Source organism: Streptomyces sp. NBC_01428, assembly GCF_036231965.1.
Lineage (GTDB): Bacteria > Actinomycetota > Actinomycetes > Streptomycetales > Streptomycetaceae > Streptomyces.
Map to the genome: position 1 here is coordinate 375,278 of NZ_CP109499.1, position 16,953 is coordinate 392,230.

The 16,953-nt window shown below is 70.2% G+C and carries 19 protein-coding genes; 8 read left to right on the top strand and 11 right to left on the bottom strand.

What is annotated here, in order from left to right; translation table 11 throughout:
* Positions 1 to 166: 166 nt before the first annotated feature.
* Positions 167 to 529 (bottom strand): hypothetical protein, encoded by a 363-nt coding sequence (locus tag OG406_RS01420; protein WP_164375933.1) that lies wholly within the window; start codon positions 527 to 529, stop codon positions 167 to 169.
* Positions 530 to 630: 101 nt separating this feature from the next.
* Between OG406_RS01420 and sigJ the strand changes: the two genes are divergently transcribed.
* Together sigJ and OG406_RS01430 are read left to right on the top strand one after the other, a co-directional pair.
* A complete protein-coding gene (gene sigJ / locus OG406_RS01425; RefSeq protein ID WP_329183394.1) occupies positions 631 to 1,536 on the top strand; it encodes an RNA polymerase sigma factor SigJ in 906 nt (301 codons plus the stop codon).
* Between the two features lie 55 nt (positions 1,537 to 1,591).
* Entirely contained in the window at positions 1,592 to 2,140 is a 549-nt protein-coding gene (locus OG406_RS01430; protein ID WP_329183396.1) for a GNAT family N-acetyltransferase, read from the top strand.
* Between the two features lie 174 nt (positions 2,141 to 2,314).
* Here the strand turns inward: OG406_RS01430 and OG406_RS01435 are convergent, their stop codons facing one another.
* Positions 2,315 to 2,668 (bottom strand): DUF805 domain-containing protein, encoded by a 354-nt coding sequence (locus OG406_RS01435; protein ID WP_081224248.1) that lies wholly within the window; start codon positions 2,666 to 2,668, stop codon positions 2,315 to 2,317.
* Between the two features lie 361 nt (positions 2,669 to 3,029).
* Here OG406_RS01435 and OG406_RS01440 point away from each other — a divergent pair, with 361 nt between their 5' ends.
* A complete protein-coding gene (locus OG406_RS01440; protein WP_266619449.1) occupies positions 3,030 to 3,422 on the top strand; it encodes a hypothetical protein in 393 nt (130 codons plus the stop codon).
* A 105-nt stretch (positions 3,423 to 3,527) separates the two neighbouring features.
* Entirely contained in the window at positions 3,528 to 3,848 is a 321-nt protein-coding gene (locus tag OG406_RS01445; RefSeq protein ID WP_329183399.1) for a hypothetical protein, read from the top strand.
* A 129-nt stretch (positions 3,849 to 3,977) separates the two neighbouring features.
* On the opposite strand, the gene OG406_RS01450 is transcribed toward OG406_RS01445, so the two are convergent.
* From OG406_RS01450 to OG406_RS01460, 3 genes are all read right to left on the bottom strand, one after another.
* Complete coding sequence (locus OG406_RS01450; protein WP_329183401.1) at positions 3,978 to 4,793, bottom strand: DUF2785 domain-containing protein; 816 nt, start codon at positions 4,791 to 4,793, stop codon at positions 3,978 to 3,980.
* Positions 4,794 to 4,933: 140 nt separating this feature from the next.
* Positions 4,934 to 5,458, bottom strand: coding sequence for a hypothetical protein (locus OG406_RS01455; protein WP_329183403.1), 525 nt, complete (start codon positions 5,456 to 5,458; stop codon positions 4,934 to 4,936).
* Positions 5,455 to 6,390: a class I SAM-dependent methyltransferase gene (locus tag OG406_RS01460; protein WP_329183405.1), complete on the bottom strand. Its 936-nt coding sequence runs from the start codon at positions 6,388 to 6,390 to the stop codon at positions 5,455 to 5,457. Before OG406_RS01460 ends, OG406_RS01455 begins: the two co-directional genes overlap by 4 nt.
* Before the next feature lie 332 nt (positions 6,391 to 6,722).
* Between OG406_RS01460 and OG406_RS01465 the strand changes: the two genes are divergently transcribed.
* Positions 6,723 to 7,367, top strand: a complete 645-nt coding sequence (locus OG406_RS01465) for a GAP family protein (protein ID WP_164375925.1) — start codon at positions 6,723 to 6,725, stop codon at positions 7,365 to 7,367.
* Between the two features lie 17 nt (positions 7,368 to 7,384).
* On the opposite strand, the gene OG406_RS01470 is transcribed toward OG406_RS01465, so the two are convergent.
* On the bottom strand, positions 7,385 to 7,912 hold the full coding sequence (locus OG406_RS01470) for a DinB family protein (RefSeq protein WP_329183408.1): 528 nt from the start codon (positions 7,910 to 7,912) through the stop codon (positions 7,385 to 7,387).
* Positions 7,913 to 8,186: 274 nt separating this feature from the next.
* Between OG406_RS01470 and OG406_RS01475 the strand changes: the two genes are divergently transcribed.
* Positions 8,187 to 9,590 carry a glycoside hydrolase family 76 protein gene (locus OG406_RS01475; protein WP_329183410.1) on the top strand — a complete coding sequence of 468 codons (1,404 nt, stop codon included), beginning with the start codon at positions 8,187 to 8,189 and terminating at the stop codon, positions 9,588 to 9,590.
* A 9-nt stretch (positions 9,591 to 9,599) separates the two neighbouring features.
* Here the strand turns inward: OG406_RS01475 and OG406_RS01480 are convergent, their stop codons facing one another.
* The gene (locus OG406_RS01480; protein ID WP_329183411.1) at positions 9,600 to 10,229 is read right to left on the bottom strand and encodes a TetR/AcrR family transcriptional regulator; all 630 of its coding nucleotides are present in this window, start codon (positions 10,227 to 10,229) and stop codon (positions 9,600 to 9,602) included.
* A gap of 99 nt (positions 10,230 to 10,328) precedes the next feature.
* Here OG406_RS01480 and OG406_RS01485 point away from each other — a divergent pair, with 99 nt between their 5' ends.
* The gene (locus OG406_RS01485; protein ID WP_329183412.1) at positions 10,329 to 11,786 is read left to right on the top strand and encodes an MFS transporter; all 1,458 of its coding nucleotides are present in this window, start codon (positions 10,329 to 10,331) and stop codon (positions 11,784 to 11,786) included.
* Between the two features lie 142 nt (positions 11,787 to 11,928).
* On the opposite strand, the gene OG406_RS01490 is transcribed toward OG406_RS01485, so the two are convergent.
* Positions 11,929 to 13,047 carry a serine hydrolase domain-containing protein gene (locus tag OG406_RS01490; protein ID WP_329183414.1) on the bottom strand — a complete coding sequence of 373 codons (1,119 nt, stop codon included), beginning with the start codon at positions 13,045 to 13,047 and terminating at the stop codon, positions 11,929 to 11,931.
* 187 nt (positions 13,048 to 13,234) lie between these two features.
* Here OG406_RS01490 and OG406_RS01495 point away from each other — a divergent pair, with 187 nt between their 5' ends.
* Positions 13,235 to 13,885, top strand: a complete 651-nt coding sequence (locus tag OG406_RS01495) for a TetR/AcrR family transcriptional regulator (protein WP_164375921.1) — start codon at positions 13,235 to 13,237, stop codon at positions 13,883 to 13,885.
* Positions 13,886 to 13,957: 72 nt separating this feature from the next.
* On the opposite strand, the gene OG406_RS01500 is transcribed toward OG406_RS01495, so the two are convergent.
* The 3 genes from OG406_RS01500 to OG406_RS01510 are packed head-to-tail and all read right to left on the bottom strand — an operon-like array spanning position 13,958 to position 16,916.
* The gene (locus OG406_RS01500; RefSeq protein WP_329183417.1) at positions 13,958 to 14,530 is read right to left on the bottom strand and encodes a YbhB/YbcL family Raf kinase inhibitor-like protein; all 573 of its coding nucleotides are present in this window, start codon (positions 14,528 to 14,530) and stop codon (positions 13,958 to 13,960) included.
* Positions 14,527 to 15,093: an isochorismatase family protein gene (locus OG406_RS01505; RefSeq protein ID WP_329183419.1), complete on the bottom strand. Its 567-nt coding sequence runs from the start codon at positions 15,091 to 15,093 to the stop codon at positions 14,527 to 14,529. The genes OG406_RS01500 and OG406_RS01505 overlap by 4 nt, the downstream gene beginning before the upstream one ends.
* Positions 15,084 to 16,916, bottom strand: a complete 1,833-nt coding sequence (locus tag OG406_RS01510) for an MFS transporter (RefSeq protein WP_329183420.1) — start codon at positions 16,914 to 16,916, stop codon at positions 15,084 to 15,086. The genes OG406_RS01505 and OG406_RS01510 overlap by 10 nt, the downstream gene beginning before the upstream one ends.
* Between the last annotated feature and the right edge of the window lie 37 nt (positions 16,917 to 16,953).

A 16,953-nucleotide genomic window follows, 5' to 3' on the forward strand; every position in this document is an offset into this window, starting at 1 on the left:
GGACACCACCGGTCGTCGTGTCCCGCAACAGTGGAGCGACGGGCATCGCTCGGGACAATCGTATGGCGGTCACCCTCGGGGCCGTTCACCGCCGTCCTGTCCCCGGGGGCGGCTCCCGCCGTGGTGGGCCGCCCCCCGGGACATGGGTCTCGACTTCGAGGAACCGTCAGCGGCGGGCCAGCGCCAGGACGCTCAGACCGAACATCAGCACACCCAGCGGGAGATGGACCGACGGAACGTGTGCGATACCGAGGACGACCTGGATCGAGGCGAGGGCGAGGAAGCCCGATGCCTGCCCTATGTGCCGGGGCGAGCCGCCGCCCGGCTTCCATGCCAGCACCGCCGCCAGCACGTACAGCATCGACGCCCCGTACATCACGCGGGCTCCGACACTGTGCAGCGTCTCTCCGTACGACGCGGTCAGCAGGATTCCCGCGGAGACGGCCTGGAGGAAGATGGTCAGGGTCTGCAGAGTGATCGCGATCCGAAGAAACGAGAAGTGGTGCTGTGTCGTCGCCTGGGTGGCCATGCCACGGTCCCCTTTCCGCCCCGGGGGCGGTCGATCGATAAGGTCTCACCATCCCGACGACGCGGGACCGCGAAAGGTAAGGCCGGGGGGCGGGTCAGAGGATGGGGACGGCTGGGGCGGGCACCGCTGAGACAGCGGGTGAGCGACGCCAACTGATGAACATCGCCTACCGGTTGCTCGGCTCGGTCGCCGAGTCGGAGGACGCGGTGCAGGAGGCCTACGCGCGCTGGTACGCACTGCCGCGCAGCCGGCAGGAGGAGATCGCGTCGCCCGGCGCCTGGCTGACGACGGTGACCGGCCGCGTCTGCCTGGACGTGCTCGGCTCGGCACGGGCGCGGCGAGAGCGCTACGTCGGCGCGTGGTTGCCCGATCCGTTGCCCGACCGTGCCGAGTGGGACCAGGCGCCCGGACTCGACCCCGCGGACCGGATCGTCCTGGACGAGTCCGTGACCATGGCCTTCCTCGTCGTCCTGGAATCGATGACACCGGCGGAGCGGGTCGCGTTCGTCCTGCACGACGTCTTCCGGTACCCGTTCGCCGAGATCGGCGGGATCCTCGACCGGACCCCCGCGGCGTGCAAGCAGCTCGCGGCCTCGGCCCGCCGACGGGCACGGGACGCCCGTGCCTCGGTCGCGGCGGCCGTGCAGGCGGACGCGGTGCGCCGGGTCAAAGAGGCGTGGGAGACGAAGGACGTCGCGGCCCTCGTCGAACTGCTCGACCCGTCGGCGGTCATGACCGCGGACGGCGGCGGGCTGGTCGGCACGGTCCTGCGTCCGATCGAAGGCGGCGCGCGCATCGCCCAGTACATGGTCGCCATCGCCGACAAGGCACCGGCGCTCGAACTGCTGGAGCGGTCGGTCAACGGGCGGCCGGGTCTCGTGGCCCGGAGCGGGGGCACCGTGATGACCGTGGCCTCGTTCGACGTGACCGAGGGGCGTGTGACCCGGATCTGGGCGGTGCGCAACCCCGAGAAGCTGGGACCGTGGCTCGTGGACAACAGACCCTGAGGCACCAGGACTTCACCTGCGGATCTCCCCACGGACGTGCGATAGGTTGCCCGCCATGACTGGACTCGGACCCGTGCCCTGGCCGCCCGCCCCCATGAAGACCGAGCGGTTGGTGCTCCGCGAAGGCGAGGCCCGGGACCGCCCGACGTTCATCGAGCTGTTCGCGTCGCCGGAGGTGGGCACGTACGTCGGTGGCGCTCGACCGTGTGATCAGCTCGAACGCGAGGTGCCGGAGGTCCCCGGCCGGCGTCCTGGCTTCTTCGTGGTCGAGCTCGACGGATCGATGATCGGCATGATCACTCTCGATCGGCGCGACGCGGAGCCTCCGGGGGATGTCCGTTCTCATGCCGGGGCGACCGAACTCGGTTATCTGTTCCTGCCGCAGGCGTGGGGACAGGGGTACGGCGCGGAGGCGTGCGCAGCGGTACTCGACTGGTTCACCGAGACGCTTCCCGGCGAGCCGGTGGTGCTCACCACCCAGACCGCCAACGTCGGTTCCCTGCGTCTCGCGGCGAAGCTGGGATTCACGGAGGTGCGGCGGTTCGAGGAGTACGGCGCCGAGCAGTGGTTCGGCGTGCGGTCCCCGATCCCGCGATCCGGCTGAGGGGCACGGCTGTTGCTCTCCCCGGCGGCGCCCGAGCCGGTTCCCGTGTCCGCTCGGGCGAGCCAGACACGACGGGCCGACAGGGACTCCGACCGGCTGATCAGACGGAACAGCGAGAAGGCCCGCCGATGACAACCGGCGGGCCTTCTGCGCGACTTCGGGTACTGCGGCGACTCAGACGGCCGGCGCGTACTTCGGGTTGGGGCCGTACTCGTTCGGCTGCTGCTTGCCCTCGCTGGCGAGGAACACGATCAGGATGATCGCGCCGACGAGAGGAATGAGGCCGATCAAGATCCACCAGCCCGAACGGTCCGTGTCGTGCAGGCGGCGGACTGCCACGCCGAGCCCGGGAAGCAGGACCGCAAGCGAGTAGACGGCGCTCAGGATGCTCGTTCCGATGATCCTGCCCACGACCGCCAGAACGATCGCGATGATCAGGTTGAACAGGAAGAACATCCAGTATTCCTGTCGCCGAGCGCGACCGCTGAACACGGCGTACTTCTTCAGTACGTCTACGTACCAGTTCATTTCTCGTCCCCCAGGGAATCAAGGTAGGTGCTGAAGTACATCGAATCAGCCACGCTGACCGGAAGCCATGATCTTGGCGTGCGCGGTTCAAGCCGTTACCTTGCTGCGGCCGTTCAGTGATCGATCGCGCGGTCCCGCACTGCTCGGCGAGGTCGGCAAGGGGGATGGACCGCCCCCTCCATCCGACGGGGGTTCGCGGCGCGGAGAGTCCGGCCGCACGGTCAAATCGTCGCGGAACGAACACGATCCGGTGTCCGCCCTTGCCACGGACCGGATCTTTGCCAGGGTGTTCGCGGCATCACTTGATGAACAGTGGGCATCAGACCGTCTGCACGTCACCTCTGCCTGAAGGAACCCGCTCGTGCCCGAATACCCCACCACGACGTGGATCTACTCCGTTGCCGTCTGCGGGGGCGCGGTCGAGCACGATCGGTGCACCCGTTGGCACATCGTCAGCGAGCACGTCGACGGGCGCGACGACGCCTTGCGCTCCGCGGTCACGCACGCACACGCCCGGGTCACCCGGCACGCGCAGGGGTATCCGCAGGCGGCCTGCCTCGCGTTCGAGCACCAGGAGGGCGGCGGCCCCTGCGCCGTATGCGTCAACGGGCGCGGGCCCTGCGCGGAGACACCCGGTGGACCCCTGTTCCTGTGCGCCGACTGCACCACGGTTCTGGACCGGGCGCTGGGCCGGGACATGGCCCAACTCGGCCTCGCCTCGCCCCTGACCGACAGCGCCGTCGTCTTCGCGTGACGGCACCCAGGCCGTGCCCCGTTCCAGGGTGCGGCCCCGCGGGCCGCGGTCGAAGCCGGACGACGTCGATTCGATAGGCTGCGCTGATGGACTAGGAGGTTCCGAATGTCGGCCAACTGGCTGTTGCTCATTCCCGTCGCCGCTCTCGTGGCGATCGCGCTCGGTTCCTTCGCTGTGCTGAGGCTCCAGAGGGCCACCCTCCGGCACGCCGACCCCCGCTCGGCGACGTCACCGGCCGGCGTGAACGGAGCGGGCTTCCGGCAGTCACCGCAGGAATCCCGTGAGGACTTCGTACGAAGGCACCGACAGCGCCCCGGCGTGGTCGCCGACGGCGAGACACTCGTCGACCTCTACGACCGCATCCGTGCCCTCGAAGAACGCGTCAGGGCAGCCGAGGAGCGCGCGGCGGCACCGGAGCGGGACTAGGGCCGACACCCCGGACCCGTTCGCGAGATCGTCGTGCTCGCGCACGAGCCCCGATTGATCAACCCCGGCGACGCCGATCCGCGCTCCGTGAGGCAGGGAGCGGCGGATGCTGAGATGCGTACGACCTCGTCATGCGAGCCAGTTGTACGGCAACTTGAGGACGGCCACGGCGTTCACGGCGACCGCGGCTGCGTGGGGAGGAACGCCTCCCTCAGCGAGGCCGCGGGTCAGGTGCAGATGCAGCGATTGCAGAGTCGCGATCGAGTTGAACGCCCACGGTGGCACCGCGCCGGCTCCTCCGTCCGCGAACGCCCGGGACACCACGCTCAACCAACCCGTGGCCTGCTCCGCTGTCAGACCGGGCGCCATCAGAATGCGGCAGACCGCGCGCGCCAACCGGGCGTCCTCGAACTGGACATAGCGGTAGTCGGTGGGTGCCGTCATGCGGCGGGCGCACAGCTCCAGTGCTTCCACGCGACGAGCGGGCAGGGCCTGTGCGAATGCCGCGGCGGCGTCGGCGCCATGGGCGACCGCGTGCAGCCAGCCCAGTGAATCGTCCCACCCTCGGGTGTCGCGCTCGGCGGGATACCAGGTCGCGAAGGCGGCCCACCAACGCTCCGCGGAGGCCGTCCCGAGGATGCCGGGCTCAGTCACCGCACGCGCGAGCACGCATCTGAGGACGAGGGGAGCAAACGTCCGCGCCTGGATCTCAGGATGCGTGAGCCGCTCGACGGCCGTGTCGCCGAGGTCCTCCAAGACCTCGTCGAGACGACCCTCGCCCATCCACCGTGCGGTGGCCGTGTACGCGTGATGGTCGCGAACCTCCGGGTCGGGCGACACGAGCATGGTGGACAACTCGTCGCTCACGCGCTGAGCCGAAACACCTTCGGGATAGGGAAAGTTGTCGGCGGCGATCGACGACCAGGACTGACACTCGGCAGGCATCGCGACACCCTAGCCAGGACCTCTGCTTCGAGGAAGAGTGCGGCATCGCAGTGGGTGATCCGCGCAACGCTCGGCGGACAGGAGAAGTGGGCGGGAGCCGTCGGCCTTCAGCGGTGACCCTGGCCGGAAGCCCCGCAGGCTCACCCGGTTCGTTGCCGCGTCCGGTCGTACCAGCGGCGGTGCACCAGGGGTTCGACGGACAGGACGGCGGCGCCCGCCATCACGCCGATCAGGAGGGCGGGCGGGCCGCCGCCGTTGAGGAACGCGCCGAGGCAGGCTGCCGCGACGGCGAGCGGGCGCAGCAGGGTCAGGGGGCCGAGGCCGATGACCATCGCGAGGGTGCCGGCGCGGAACGGCAGGGCGAAGTAGGCGCCGAGCGACAGCAGGACGGCGGCGGCGTACACGGTCAGGGGGATCAGGTAGCCGATGCCGCCGGCCGTGAGGGTGGCGTAGGTGTCGCGCCGGTCGTGGGCGGTCAGCAGCACGAAGGTGCCGACCAGCGCCGGGACCAGCAGGAGTGCGGACCCGACGGCCAGGCCTCGCAGGGCGGCTCGGGTGTTGGGCCGTCGCTTCCGGATGCGGGCGTCGCTTCCGGCGTACGCGCGAAAGCCGCTGAAGGCGGCGTCGACCAGCCCGAGCAGCACCAGCGGTGCGGCGGGCGTCATCGAGCGGCCCCTGCGAGGTGTTCCGGGCCGACGAGGCGGCGTGCGTCCCGCTTGAGTGCCTGACGAAAGGGTGCTTCCAGGTGGGGGCGCACTCCGATGACCGGGCGCAGGGTGGTGCAGAACGGGTTGGCCGTGGCGCGCGGCTCGTACAGGAGCGCGCGGATGCCCGGTTCTGCCGCGGCGCGCAACAGGGTCTCGTCGCTGTGGGCGCGCAGTGCGGAGGCGACGCCGTCGTGGCGTCCGAGCGGGTGGCGCATGCGGGCGCGATGGAAGATCCAGGCACCGAGCGGTGCCACCGGGGTCCGGGCGATGTCGAAGTGACAGAAGGCGTACGCCGGTGACGCGGCCTGCGCCTGGAAGAACTCGGTGAGGGCGGAACCACGGAAGTGGTGCAGCACCCCGGTGGAGACGTAGACGGTCGCCGCCTCGGGCAGAGCGAACGCGTTGCCGTGGACGAAGGCGCAGTCGAGCCCTTCGGCCCGGGCCAGGCGCTCCGCCTCACCGACGAGAGCCGCGTTGAGGTCGACGCCGACCAGGTCGACGTCCGCGCCGAGCGCGTTGGTCGCCGCCAGCCAACGGACCAGGTACCCCAGGCCGCAGCCGACGTCGACCAGCCGGTAGGGCCCGGAGTCGCCGGTGGTCGACCGGATCGCGGTGAAGAGGGGTCCGAGCACGTCGACCATGCGTTCACCGAGCCGCAGTTCCTCGCTCAGGCGCTGCAGCTCGGTGTGCACACGGACGAGCAGGCGGTCCACGGCGTGCGGGTCGAGTACGTCGTCCGGGCCCGCGGGCAGCGCCGCCACGATCCGGACCGCCCGCTCGTCGCCGTTCTCACGGAGCTGTCGGATCACCTCGGAACGCCGGACCGGGAGCCGGTGACCGCTGTGCGGGTCGACCGCGGTGATCAGGTCGGATATCTCGAGCTGGGGCACGAGCGGGAATCCTACGTCCTCGACCGCGCGGAGCCGGCTGGGCCGACGGCCTCGCATCCCGTAGCGCGTACGGCGTCCTGGCCATCCCGGTCCTGGCGCTGGGACTGTCGACCGCACACCCTCCCGGCGGTGGCTGCGCCCGGAGACGGCCGACGCACGGCTGAACGAGCGAAGCTTCCGCGGGTGCGGGGACGCGGGCGTGGCCTGCTTGACCGGCCCGGCGGCCCCCTGCACAGTCGGGATGCGGCGCCTGGCGGCGCCGCCCGACTCTTCCGACGGGCCGGTCCGTCCATGTCGGGAGGCGGCCCCGATATCCAGGAGCGACTGATCCGATGGTCCTCGACCTGCTCCTGATCGGTACGGCCATCACGCTGGGGCCCCTGCACAACAGTGCCTTCATCCTGCTGCTGTCGTCGCGGCGCGGCACCCGCCAGGGCCTCGCGTTCCTGCTGTCGTGGCTGGCCGACCTGATCGCGGTGATCGCCTGCGTGGTGCTGCTGACCGGTGGTCAGCCACCGGCCCGTCACAGCGCGCCCTCGACGGTCGCGGTCGCCGCGAAACTCGCCATCGGTGTGGCGCTGGTCCTGTACGGCGGGCACAGACGCCGTCGGCCGCCGCGCCCGCACGGACCGCCCCGCTGGGCCGCCCGCATCGACGACGCCTCCCCGGCCACCGCGGCGGGCCTCGCCTGGGTGCTGCAACCCTGGGCTCTGGTCGGCGCCGGCGCCGCGACCGCTGTCGACGCCGACCTCTCCACCCTCGCGGACTGGCTCGCGCTGACCGGCTACTGTCTGCTGGCCACGCTCAGTCTCGTCGTCATGGAGATGTACACGGTCTGGGCGCCGACGGCCGCGAACGCCCGGTTGAGCGCCTTGCGCAGCTGGCTGGAGCACCATCAGGAGCAGCTGATCGTCACGCTGTCGCTCCTTCTGGGCCTGTGGCTGATGGCTCGGAGCATCTACGAACTGGTCGGCTGACCAGCACGAGCGCGGCGCTACGTCAGGACCAGCCAGCGGCGGCCGTCGATCAGCTCGCGTGCCGCGTCGAGGTGGCCGGCGTGACATGCCGTCTCGGTGATGACGTGCAGCAGGACGTCGCGCAGGGTGTGCAGGTGTGGTTCGCCGAACAGGTCGTGGGGCCACCAGGCCAGAGCGGCGTCGGCGGGGGACGCGGTGATGACGGCGTCGGCGGCGGCCGTCTCCTGGCGGTATCCGTCGAGGACGGCGGCGGCCGTCGCTTCCGGGCCCACGTTCCACGCCTCGTCGCCGGTCGGCAGGCCTCGGATGATCTCCTCGTCGCCGGCGACGACGCCTCGGAACCAGAAGCGCTCGACGTCCAGCGCGAGGTGCTGGACCAGCCCGAGGCAGTTCCATCCGGAGGGCAGCACGGGCCGCCGCAGTGCGTCGTCGTCGAGCCCGTCGAGAATGCCGAGGACGTGGCGGCGCTGGCCGTCCAGCACCTTGAGAAGCGAGGAGACCTCGCTGTCCGCGTCCGCTTCGCTCATGTAGTCGGTCACGGCCATCAAGGGTCCCTGATGTCCCGCGTCCACGTGAGGTCTTGCCTACGATCCGGGAGGCCCGGCCGGCGTGCCACCGGCCTGACCTCTGAAGTGACCGGTCTGCGGGCTGAGTTGACGATGCGCATGACGCTGCGCGGGATATTGACGGGTTCACGGACCGTGGCTACGTTCGGGAGCGCTCTCAGTCAACTCACATCGCGTACAGCGCTGTAGCGGAGTTACGGAGTATCCCCCCATGAAATGCACCAAGTCATTCGTCGCCACGCTCCTCGTCTCGATGACAACGTTATCGGGCGGGACGGCGCTCGATCTGTCCGCGGCCGGGTCCGCGGTCGCCGCGACAGCGGTGTGCAACAAGTTCTGCGACGCCCGGGATCCGGGCTTGAGCGGCCAGGACCGGCAGCCCGTCACGGTCACCCTCCAGTCCCGCTCGATCACCCTCCACTTCGACGACACGGACGCGATGGGCTGGGCGTCCGTCACGAAGGGCGCGGCGGGTGACGAGGTCTGGCTCGACCGTTCGATGGACGGCGGCCGGACGTGGGCGAGCGGCAGCAAGCTAGGCGACACCAGCGTTCCGACCGGCAACACCGGTTGGCGCACGCTGATGTACAACGTCGACGACTGGAATACCCAGGGCGTGGGTGCTCTGCGGGCCTGCGGGCAGGTGGCCGGGAGCATCGCCTGTACGGGCTGGGCGCGGACGACCTGGAACGCCGGCGACCGGCGGACGGCCGCGGCCACCGCCCTGATGATGTCGTTCGACCGCACCACCAAACTCTTCGGCGGAAACGGCTGGTGGACCAGCGCCAACGCGTTGACGGCGATCATCGACAACGCCCGGGTCAGCGGAATGGGCAGCTACAAGTACACGATCGCCGACACCTACAACAAGAACATCAACGCCCAGGGCGGCAACTTCACCAACGAGTACCTGGACGACACCGGTTGGTGGGGTCTTGCCTGGGTGGACGCCTACGACATGACGGGCGACAGCCGCTACCTCGCCACCGCCCGCGCGGACGCCGACCACATGTACGCGAACTGGAACTCCACGTGCGGCGGCGGTGTCCGCTGGAACACGAACGGCAACTACAAGAACGCGATCACCAACGAGCTCTTCCTGTCACTGACATCGGCACTGCACAACCGGATCGCCGGTGACACCTCGTACCTGAACGAGGCCAAGGACGAGTGGGCCTGGTTCCAGAAGAGCGGCATGATCAACGGCGACCACATGATCAATGACGGACTGGCCGACTCCTGCGCCAACAACGGCCAGACCGCGTGGACGTACAACCAGGGCGTCGTGCTCGGCGGCCTGACCGAGCTCTACAGGGCGACCGGTGACGCGGGCCTGCTCGACTCGGCCCGAACGCTCGCCAACGCCTCCACCGTCAGACTCCAGTCGGCCGGCGTACTGCGTGAACCGGGCGAGGGCGACTCGTGCACGGGCGACGGTCCGACCTTCAAAGGTGCGTACGTCCGCGGCCTGGGAAAGCTCAACAACCAGCTGAGCGACCACCCGTACGCGTCGACACTCAGCAGCTGGGCGAACTCCGCGTACACCAAGGACCGCAACACCCTCGACCAGTACGGCCCGCACTGGGCGGGCGGCAACGGCAGCAGCGACTACGGGTGTCAGGCGAGCGTGCTCGATCTGCTCAACGCCGCCGGCTGACCGTCGGCCTCAGTCATCGCACCGGGAGATGCTGCGCACGATGCGCAGCATCTCCTCGTTGAGCAGGTGTTCGTTCGCGGTGGCGAGCGTCTCGTCGGGCAGCAGATGACGCAGGATCACGACGCCGATGAAGAGCGACAGGACGAGCTCGGAACTGAGGTCGGCCGCCCCCTCGGACGTCTCGGTCCGGTCGGCCCGCAGGGCCCTGCTCAGCCGGTCGACCGCCGTCAGCAGGCCCTCGCGTCGAAGGCGCTCGGCGACCGGGTCGGGGCCGGCGTTGCGCAGCATCAGCATGATCGGGTGTTCCCCGCCGTACTCCGACCAGTCCCGCTCGTTCAGGCCCGCGAGCATGGAGGCGAACACCTCGGACGCGGACTCCTCGACCGGCCTGCCGGCTTCGTCGGAACCGTCGAAGAGCGAGTTCGATTCGTCGAGCACCGCGGCGAAGAGGCCGTCCTTGGACCCGAAGTAGCGGTTGATCAGGGCGACGTTGACGTGGGCGTCCGCGGCGATGGCGCGCATCGTGGTGCGCTCGTACCCCATGAGCGTGAAGCGGCGACGCGCCGCGCGCAGCAGGTCGGCCCGCGTCCTGGTGGCATCGCGGGGCCGGGAGGCGGGAACGGCGGCGTCGGCATCCATGGCTCCATCCTCCTATACGCCGGCATGTAAACAACTGTTTGCATGCCCGGCCGGACCGCCGCTAGGGTGATGTAAACACTCGTTGACTTAGGGGTCCGGATGGAACGTGACGCGATGACCGACGAGTCGGTCGCGCAGAAGACGTCACCTGTACGCGCGTATCTGGAGATCGGCGCCGTCGGTCTGGGCGCGCTCATGGCGTCGCTCACGCAGACACTCGTCATTCCCGTGCTCCCGGTGATCTCCAAGGACATCGGGGCGTCCACGACACAGACCCAGTGGCTGCTCACGTCGACGCTTCTGGTCGCGGCGGTGTCCGTGCCGGTGGTAGGCCGGTTCGCCGACATGGTCGGACGCCGGCTGATGCTGGTCTTCAGCCTGGGCGCCCTGGCCCTCGGGTCCCTCATCGACGCCCTCACCACCGACACCACGCTCATGATCGTCGGGCGGGCCCTCACCGGACTGTCCGCGGCGTCGATCCCGTTGGGCATCAGCCTGCTGGCCGCCGTCCTGCCCGTCGACCGGAGGTCGTCCGCCACGGCCCTCATCAGCGCCATGCTCGGCATCGGCAGCGCGCTGGGGCTCCCGCTGGCGGGCCTGCTCGCCGACAACGTCGACTACCACGTGCTGTTCTGGATCGGCGCGGTCGGCGCGGTGCTGAGCCTCGTGGCGATCCTGGCCCTGGTGGGCGAACCCCGGCACACGAGCACCCGGTCCGTCGACCTGCCCGGCATCGCGCTGCTGACTTCGGGGCTCGTGTGCCTCGTTCTCCCGTTGTCCCAGGGCGGAACCTGGGGCTGGGGCTCCTTGCGCACGATCGGCCTCCTGGTGGCCGCCGTCGTACTCCTGGCCCTGCTCGTCCGGGTCGAGTCGAGGTCGGCGGCACCGGTGGTGAACGTGCGCGCCCTGGCGAATCCCCCGATCGCCATGACGAACGTGGCGAGCCTCTTCTTCGGCTTCGCCCTCTTCGCCAGTTTCGTGGGCACGGCCAACTACGTTCAGGCGCCCGCCGCCACCGGCTACGGGTTCGGCTCCTCGGTGCTGACCGCGGGTCTGTGCCTGCTGCCCAGCGGTCTGCTGATGCTGCTGCTCGCCCCGGTCACGGCGAAACTCAGCACACTGTGGGGAGCGGGCAGGGTGCTGTTCCTGGCGGGCCTCATCGTCGCCGCCGGACTGATCGCGAGAATCCTCTTCGTGGACAGCCTGTGGCAGATCGTCGTCGGAACGGCGATCATCGGCGCCGGATCGGGCATCGGCTACGCGACGCTGCCGACGCTGATCAACACCTACACCCCGGCGACCGACCTGGCCGCGGCCAACGGCATCAACGCCCTCGCGCGATCGCTCGGGAGCACCCTCGCCAGCGCCGTCGGCGGGAGCATCCTGGCCTCGATGACCATGGCTCTCGGCGGTTTCGAGATCCCGTCGCTCAAGGCGTACCGCGTGCTGTTCGTCATCTGCGCGGTGGCCGCGGTCGCCGCGGCGCTGCTCGGCCTGATCGCGTCCCGCACGAAGGTTCCGCAGGAGCACACCCAGCCTGTGGTGGAGACCGTCTGACCCGCCCGGTCGGGCGCGGCCCCGATTCACGGGCCGCGCCCGACCGGGAACGCGTCACCCCTCGGAGGCGTGCGCCGTCCTCCGGCGGTCGACCCCACGGCCACCGGGCACCGCAGGTCCGGGCGCGACGCGGGGCATCCCGTCAGCCGTACATCGCCAGGCGGTAGAAGTCCGCGAGCGCGGCGTCGATGGGGTGCGGTTGCGGCCTGCCCGTGGCATCGAGCCTGTTCCACCGCTGCGCGGTGACCGCGACGCTCATCTGCCGCCCGCCGTCCGCCCGGGTCATGGCCAGGGCTCCGCCACCCCAGACCGTGCCGCCATGGCCCCAGAAGGCGCGGGGACCGGGGGCGTCCATCGGGTGCAGGCCGAGACCGTAGTCGATCACCCTCCCCTCCTGGGAGACGACGGGGACGGTGCGCTGCATCTCCGCCAGCGACGCCGGGCTGACGATCTCGCCGGCGAGCAGCTTGCGGAAGAAGCGGTTGAGGTCCGTGACGGTGGATATCAGCGCGGCTGCCGGTCCCACCCAGGACATGTCGTAGACGCTGAAGTCACGCGGTGGGTCGATCATCCCGAACCATGCCTCGTAGATCTTCGCGTGGGGCCCGCCGAGGTTCGGCTCGACGGGCAGTTCGGTGTCCCGGAGTCCGGCACGCTCGATGACGTTCCGGGTGATGATCTGCGCGGCGGGCGCCCCGGTGACGTGGCGGAGGAGCTCGCCGAGGAGCAGGTAGTTGGTGTTGGAGTAGACCCCCGGCGTGCCACCGGGTGGGCCGACGGCCGGTGCGGTGACCCCCATCTCGATCAGTTCGGTGGGATCGAACCGTGTGAACCGGTTGTCGTCCAGACTCTGCGGTCCGGTGTCCGCGAGCACCGGGAACGCCTTGAGGGAGGGATAGGCGTACGGGAGGTACTCGGCGAGGCCGCTGGTGTGGTTGATCAGCATGCGGACCGTGACCGCGTCGCCGCGCGCTCCGGGGACGAGCTCGGGCAGGTACCTGCCGATCGGCGCGTCGAGGCCGATCCGGCCGCTCTCGACCTGCTGCATCACCGCGGCGGCGGTGAAGGTCTTGGTGATGCTGCCGACGCGGTGCCTCATGCCGGCGGTGACGGGGCGGCCGGTCGCGGTGTCGGCGACACCGGCGGCGCCGCGCCAGATCTCGTCGCCGTCACGGACCTCGGCGAAGAGGCCGGGCATTCCGGCGCGGTGGACGTTCTCGATGGCGGCGTTCAGTTGCGCGGGATCCGGTGAGTTCCTCATGACACGCGTCCTTTCGTCCTCGCCGGGTGGGCTCCACGTCGGCCGCCCGACCCGGGTGACCGGGCTTCGAGTGGCGCACCGGGACGTCTCGGGTCAGGCCGCTCGGCACGCCATGCACCCATTATGCACGCGGTGCGTGCAACACCAAGTGCATAGGTTAGGCTGAGACCCGGTGAAAGGAGCCGAAATGGCTGGTCGAAGGCGCTGGGCGACCGAGGAGATCCTGGATGCGGCAGCGGAACTGCTGCGCACGAGCGACGCCGAGTCGTTCAGCGTGCGCAAGCTCGCCGCCGTCCTCGGGACGGACTCGTCGAGCCTCTACCGGCACTTCCGCAGCAAGACGGAACTGCTGCGGGCCGTCGCCGACCGCATCCTCCTGGCGGCCGTGGACGGCTACGTGCCCGAGGGTGACTGGAAGCAGCGCATCACCGGCCTGGCCCTGCACGTACGAGAGGCCTTCGGTCAGCAGCCCCAACTCGCCGCCGTCTGGGGACGTTACGCGTCGAGCGGCGCCGGCTCCCGACTGATCATGGAAGAGATGCTCGAGGCCTTGCAGGCTTCGGGGCTGCCCGACGAGAAGATTCCGGCGCAGTACCACCGGCTCGCGGTCCTCGTCACCTCGCTGATCGCCTCCGAGGCGGGGTTCGGCACCCTCACCCCCGAGGAGCACGAGCAGGGCCTGGAGCTGTTCCGGGTGGCGGTGCTGGGCGCCGACCCCGAACGCTTCCCCGCCCTGGCCCACTTCGCCCGCGACGTCCGCCCCCTGGGAGTGGATCGCGGAGCCGCGTTCGAAGAGATCCTGGCCGCCCACCTGGCCCACGTCGAGGCGTCGATCTGACCGGCTCGCGCTCGCGCGGGGACCAGGAGGGCGGCACCCGGGAGGCGGCCGTGCTGTGGACCTGCCCTCTCGTCAGCGTTCGTAGACGCCGGTCAGCCGGCCTCGGGCGAGGACGGGTGCGGTGATGGCGAGCAGGAGGGTGCGGGGACGGGCCCGGTCCACCGACGTGGCGGCGGACCCGCTGTCCACCGGTGCCGCGAGGGCGAAGAGCTGGAAGGTGTAGTGGTGCGGGCCGTGGCCCTTCACGGGCGCGGGACCGTGGTAGCCCCGCCCGATGGTGGACTTCAGCAGTCGCACTCCGGGGGCGGGTTGCCCCGTGTTGAGCCCACCGGCCTCCAGGTGCCCGGCATCGGGGTCGACCAGTGCGAGACAGTGCACGGCCGGCTTCCCGACCGGGACGTCGATGTCTTCGACGACGAGCAGGAGTTGCTGCGTCCCGGACGGCGGCGGGGTCCAGGCGAGGTGGGGTGACAGGTTGTCGCCGCCGGCGTACTTCTCCGCGTGGGCGACGGGCATGGCGCCACCGTCGCCGAACTGGCCGCTGGTGAGGGCGAGTTCGTCAGGGCCTTGCAGGTTGGGCAGGTTCCACGCGGTGTGGGTCTCGCCCGCCCTGCGGTTGATGAGAAGCCGACCGAGCAGGCTCATCGCGTCTCCTCCACCATCGTGACGACCTCCGCGGTGGTGGCGGTTTCCCCGAGTTTGGGGAAGACGCGTTCGACACTGTGACGGTGTGCGTCCGCGGCGGGGTCACTCATGGCGTCGATGGCCAGGACGACGTGGTAGCCGTGGTCGGAGGCCGACCGTGCCGTCGACTCGACGCCGGAGCTGGTCGAGATGCCCGCGAGCACCACCTGGGTGACGCCCAGGTCCCGCAGCAGGGTGTCGAGGCCGGTGTCGTGGAACGCGCTGCGCCGCCGCTTGGTGATCAGGTGGTCGGTCGGACGGACGTCGAGTTCGTCGATGAGGTCCGCCCAGCCGTCCGGCAGCGCGAACGTGCTCGCGGATCCGCCGTTGTCGGTGCGTCCTGGCGCGCGGCCGGTGACGTTGACCAGAACCACGGGAAGGTCGTGCTGCCGGAACGCGTCGGCCAGGCGGGTCGCCCGGGCCACGGCCGCGGTGGCCGCGGAGTCGGTGTGGGCCGAGACGATCCCCTTCTGCAGATCGATCACGACCAGTGCGGCCGTGGGGTCGAGGGTTGTCAGTGCCATGGGTCTTCTCTCCTGCGGAAGTCGGCTGTCGGTCGCTGGGGCGGGTGGGGGCCGGCCTCAGCTGCTGGTGGACCTGTCGGATCGACGAGGTCGGCCTCGCCGGTCGTGGCGGTGTGCGCCCTGGTGGTCCCGGCGGTGGAGCTGGTCCCGCGCAGCAGGGACGCGATCGCGGCGAGGAAGGCGAGGGTGGCGCCGAAGGCGAAGACGATGACAAGGCCGGAGTGGAACGGCCCGGCTATCAGGCTCGGGAAGAACTCCCGGCCGGTCAGGGCCTGTTGCTGTGCGGCGGTCAGGTGGGCCAGGGCGCCGGTGGGCTGGAGGAGGTGCTGGATCGGATTGACGCCCAGTTGGGCGGCGAACAGGGACGCGACCGGGGGCAGGCTGCCGATCTGGCCGGCCACGTGAGCCGACACGCCCTGCTGCTGGAGTCCGGCGGTGAGGGTGTGCGGAAGGCTGCCGGCCAGTCCGGCGATCATCAGCGAGAAGAACACACCGATGGAGACGGCGGTTCCCGAGTTCTGGAACGTGGCCCGCATGCCCGAGGCGACTCCGCGCAGCGGGGCGGGGACGCTTCCCATGATCGAGGAGGAGTTGGGTGAGGCGAACATGCCGCTGGCGATCCCGTTGAGCGCGATCAGCAGCGCGAAGATCCCGTAGCTGAAGTCGATCGGCAGGAGCATCAGGCCGAGGAAGGTCGCCCCGAACAGCAGCGCGCCGCCGGTGGCCAGCCCCCGGGAGCCGAGCCGGTCGGAGAGGTAGCCGGAGACCGGGCCGGCGGCGAGGAATCCGGCGGTGAGCGGGAGCATGAAGATGCCGGCCCACAGTGGGGTGTCGGCGTAGTCGTAACCGTGCAGCGGGAGCCAGATGCCCTGGAGCCAGATGATCAGCACGAACTGCATGCCGCCGCGGCCGATCGAGATGGCCAGACCGGCGAGATTGCCGAAGGTGAAGGCCCGTTGACGGAAGAGGCTCAGCTGGATCATCGGCGCCGACGTGCGGTTCTCGATCGCGACGAACGCCACCAGCAGGGCCAGTCCCCCGGCGATGAGCAGGTCGACGAGGGGGTTGGTCCAGCCCATGGTGTGACCGCCGTAGGGCTGGAGGCCGAAGGTGACGGCGATCAGGACGGCGCTCAGCCCCACCGCGAAGGTGATGTTGCCCCACCAGTCGATCCGGCCGCCGCCGCGCTTGCCGGTCTCGCGCAGGGTGCGGTAGGCCCACACCGTGAAGAACACGCCCACGGGCACGTTCACCCAGAACACCGCCCGCCAGTCCCAGGCCGCGAGCAGTCCTCCGGCGACCAGGCCGATGAACATGCCGGCCAGGGCCGCCACCTGGTTGATGCCCAGGGCGAAGCCGCGCTGTTCCTCCGGAAAGGCGTCGGTGAGAATCGCGGCGGAGTTCGCGGTCAGCATCGATCCCCCGACTGCCTGCAGCACCCGCCAGGCGATCAGCCACATCGCGCCGTGCCCCCCGTCGAAGGGATCGAAGGACAGCAGGATCGAGGCGAACGTGAAGACGGCGAACCCGGCGTTGTAGATGCGGACGCGGCCGTACATGTCCCCCAGGCGCCCGACGGTGACCACGAGGACGGCCTGGACCAGCCGGTACCCCATGATCATCCACAGCAGGAAGGCGATGTTGCCCGGGGCCAGCGGGTCCAGGTGCACGCCGCGGAAGATCGCCGGGAGGGCGATCAGCACGATGGAGCCGTCCAGCGCCGACATGAAGACGGCGGCGGTCGTGTTGGACAGGGCCGTCCACTTGTACCGGTCCCCGGGCGGCGGTCGGACCGGGGCGGGCGTCTTGGGGGTGACCGACATCAGGTCGCTTCCTCGAAGGTCCGGTGTCGCGATGTCG

Excerpts from the sequence above, each read along its gene's own strand:
- OG406_RS01420 (WP_164375933.1), bottom strand. The coding sequence starts at position 529 with ATGGCCACCCAGGCGACGACACAGCACCACTTCTCGTTTCTTCGGATC.
- OG406_RS01485 (WP_329183412.1), top strand. The coding sequence starts at position 10,329 with ATGGAACGTGACGCGATGACCGACGAGTCGGTCGCGCAGAAGACGTCA.
- OG406_RS01435 (WP_081224248.1), bottom strand. The coding sequence starts at position 2,668 with ATGAACTGGTACGTAGACGTACTGAAGAAGTACGCCGTGTTCAGCGGT.
- OG406_RS01490 (WP_329183414.1), bottom strand. The coding sequence starts at position 13,047 with ATGAGGAACTCACCGGATCCCGCGCAACTGAACGCCGCCATCGAGAAC.
- OG406_RS01500 (WP_329183417.1), bottom strand. The coding sequence starts at position 14,530 with ATGAGCCTGCTCGGTCGGCTTCTCATCAACCGCAGGGCGGGCGAGACC.
- OG406_RS01475 (WP_329183410.1), top strand. The coding sequence starts at position 8,187 with ATGACAACGTTATCGGGCGGGACGGCGCTCGATCTGTCCGCGGCCGGG.
- OG406_RS01510 (WP_329183420.1), bottom strand. The coding sequence starts at position 16,916 with ATGTCGGTCACCCCCAAGACGCCCGCCCCGGTCCGACCGCCGCCCGGG.
- OG406_RS01455 (WP_329183403.1), bottom strand. The coding sequence starts at position 5,458 with ATGACGCCCGCCGCACCGCTGGTGCTGCTCGGGCTGGTCGACGCCGCC.
- sigJ (WP_329183394.1), top strand. The coding sequence starts at position 631 with ATGGGGACGGCTGGGGCGGGCACCGCTGAGACAGCGGGTGAGCGACGC.
- OG406_RS01445 (WP_329183399.1), top strand. The coding sequence starts at position 3,528 with ATGTCGGCCAACTGGCTGTTGCTCATTCCCGTCGCCGCTCTCGTGGCG.
- OG406_RS01450 (WP_329183401.1), bottom strand. The coding sequence starts at position 4,793 with ATGCCTGCCGAGTGTCAGTCCTGGTCGTCGATCGCCGCCGACAACTTT.
- OG406_RS01430 (WP_329183396.1), top strand. The coding sequence starts at position 1,592 with ATGACTGGACTCGGACCCGTGCCCTGGCCGCCCGCCCCCATGAAGACC.
- OG406_RS01495 (WP_164375921.1), top strand. The coding sequence starts at position 13,235 with ATGGCTGGTCGAAGGCGCTGGGCGACCGAGGAGATCCTGGATGCGGCA.
- OG406_RS01505 (WP_329183419.1), bottom strand. The coding sequence starts at position 15,093 with ATGGCACTGACAACCCTCGACCCCACGGCCGCACTGGTCGTGATCGAT.
- OG406_RS01465 (WP_164375925.1), top strand. The coding sequence starts at position 6,723 with ATGGTCCTCGACCTGCTCCTGATCGGTACGGCCATCACGCTGGGGCCC.
- OG406_RS01470 (WP_329183408.1), bottom strand. The coding sequence starts at position 7,912 with ATGGCCGTGACCGACTACATGAGCGAAGCGGACGCGGACAGCGAGGTC.
- OG406_RS01480 (WP_329183411.1), bottom strand. The coding sequence starts at position 10,229 with ATGGATGCCGACGCCGCCGTTCCCGCCTCCCGGCCCCGCGATGCCACC.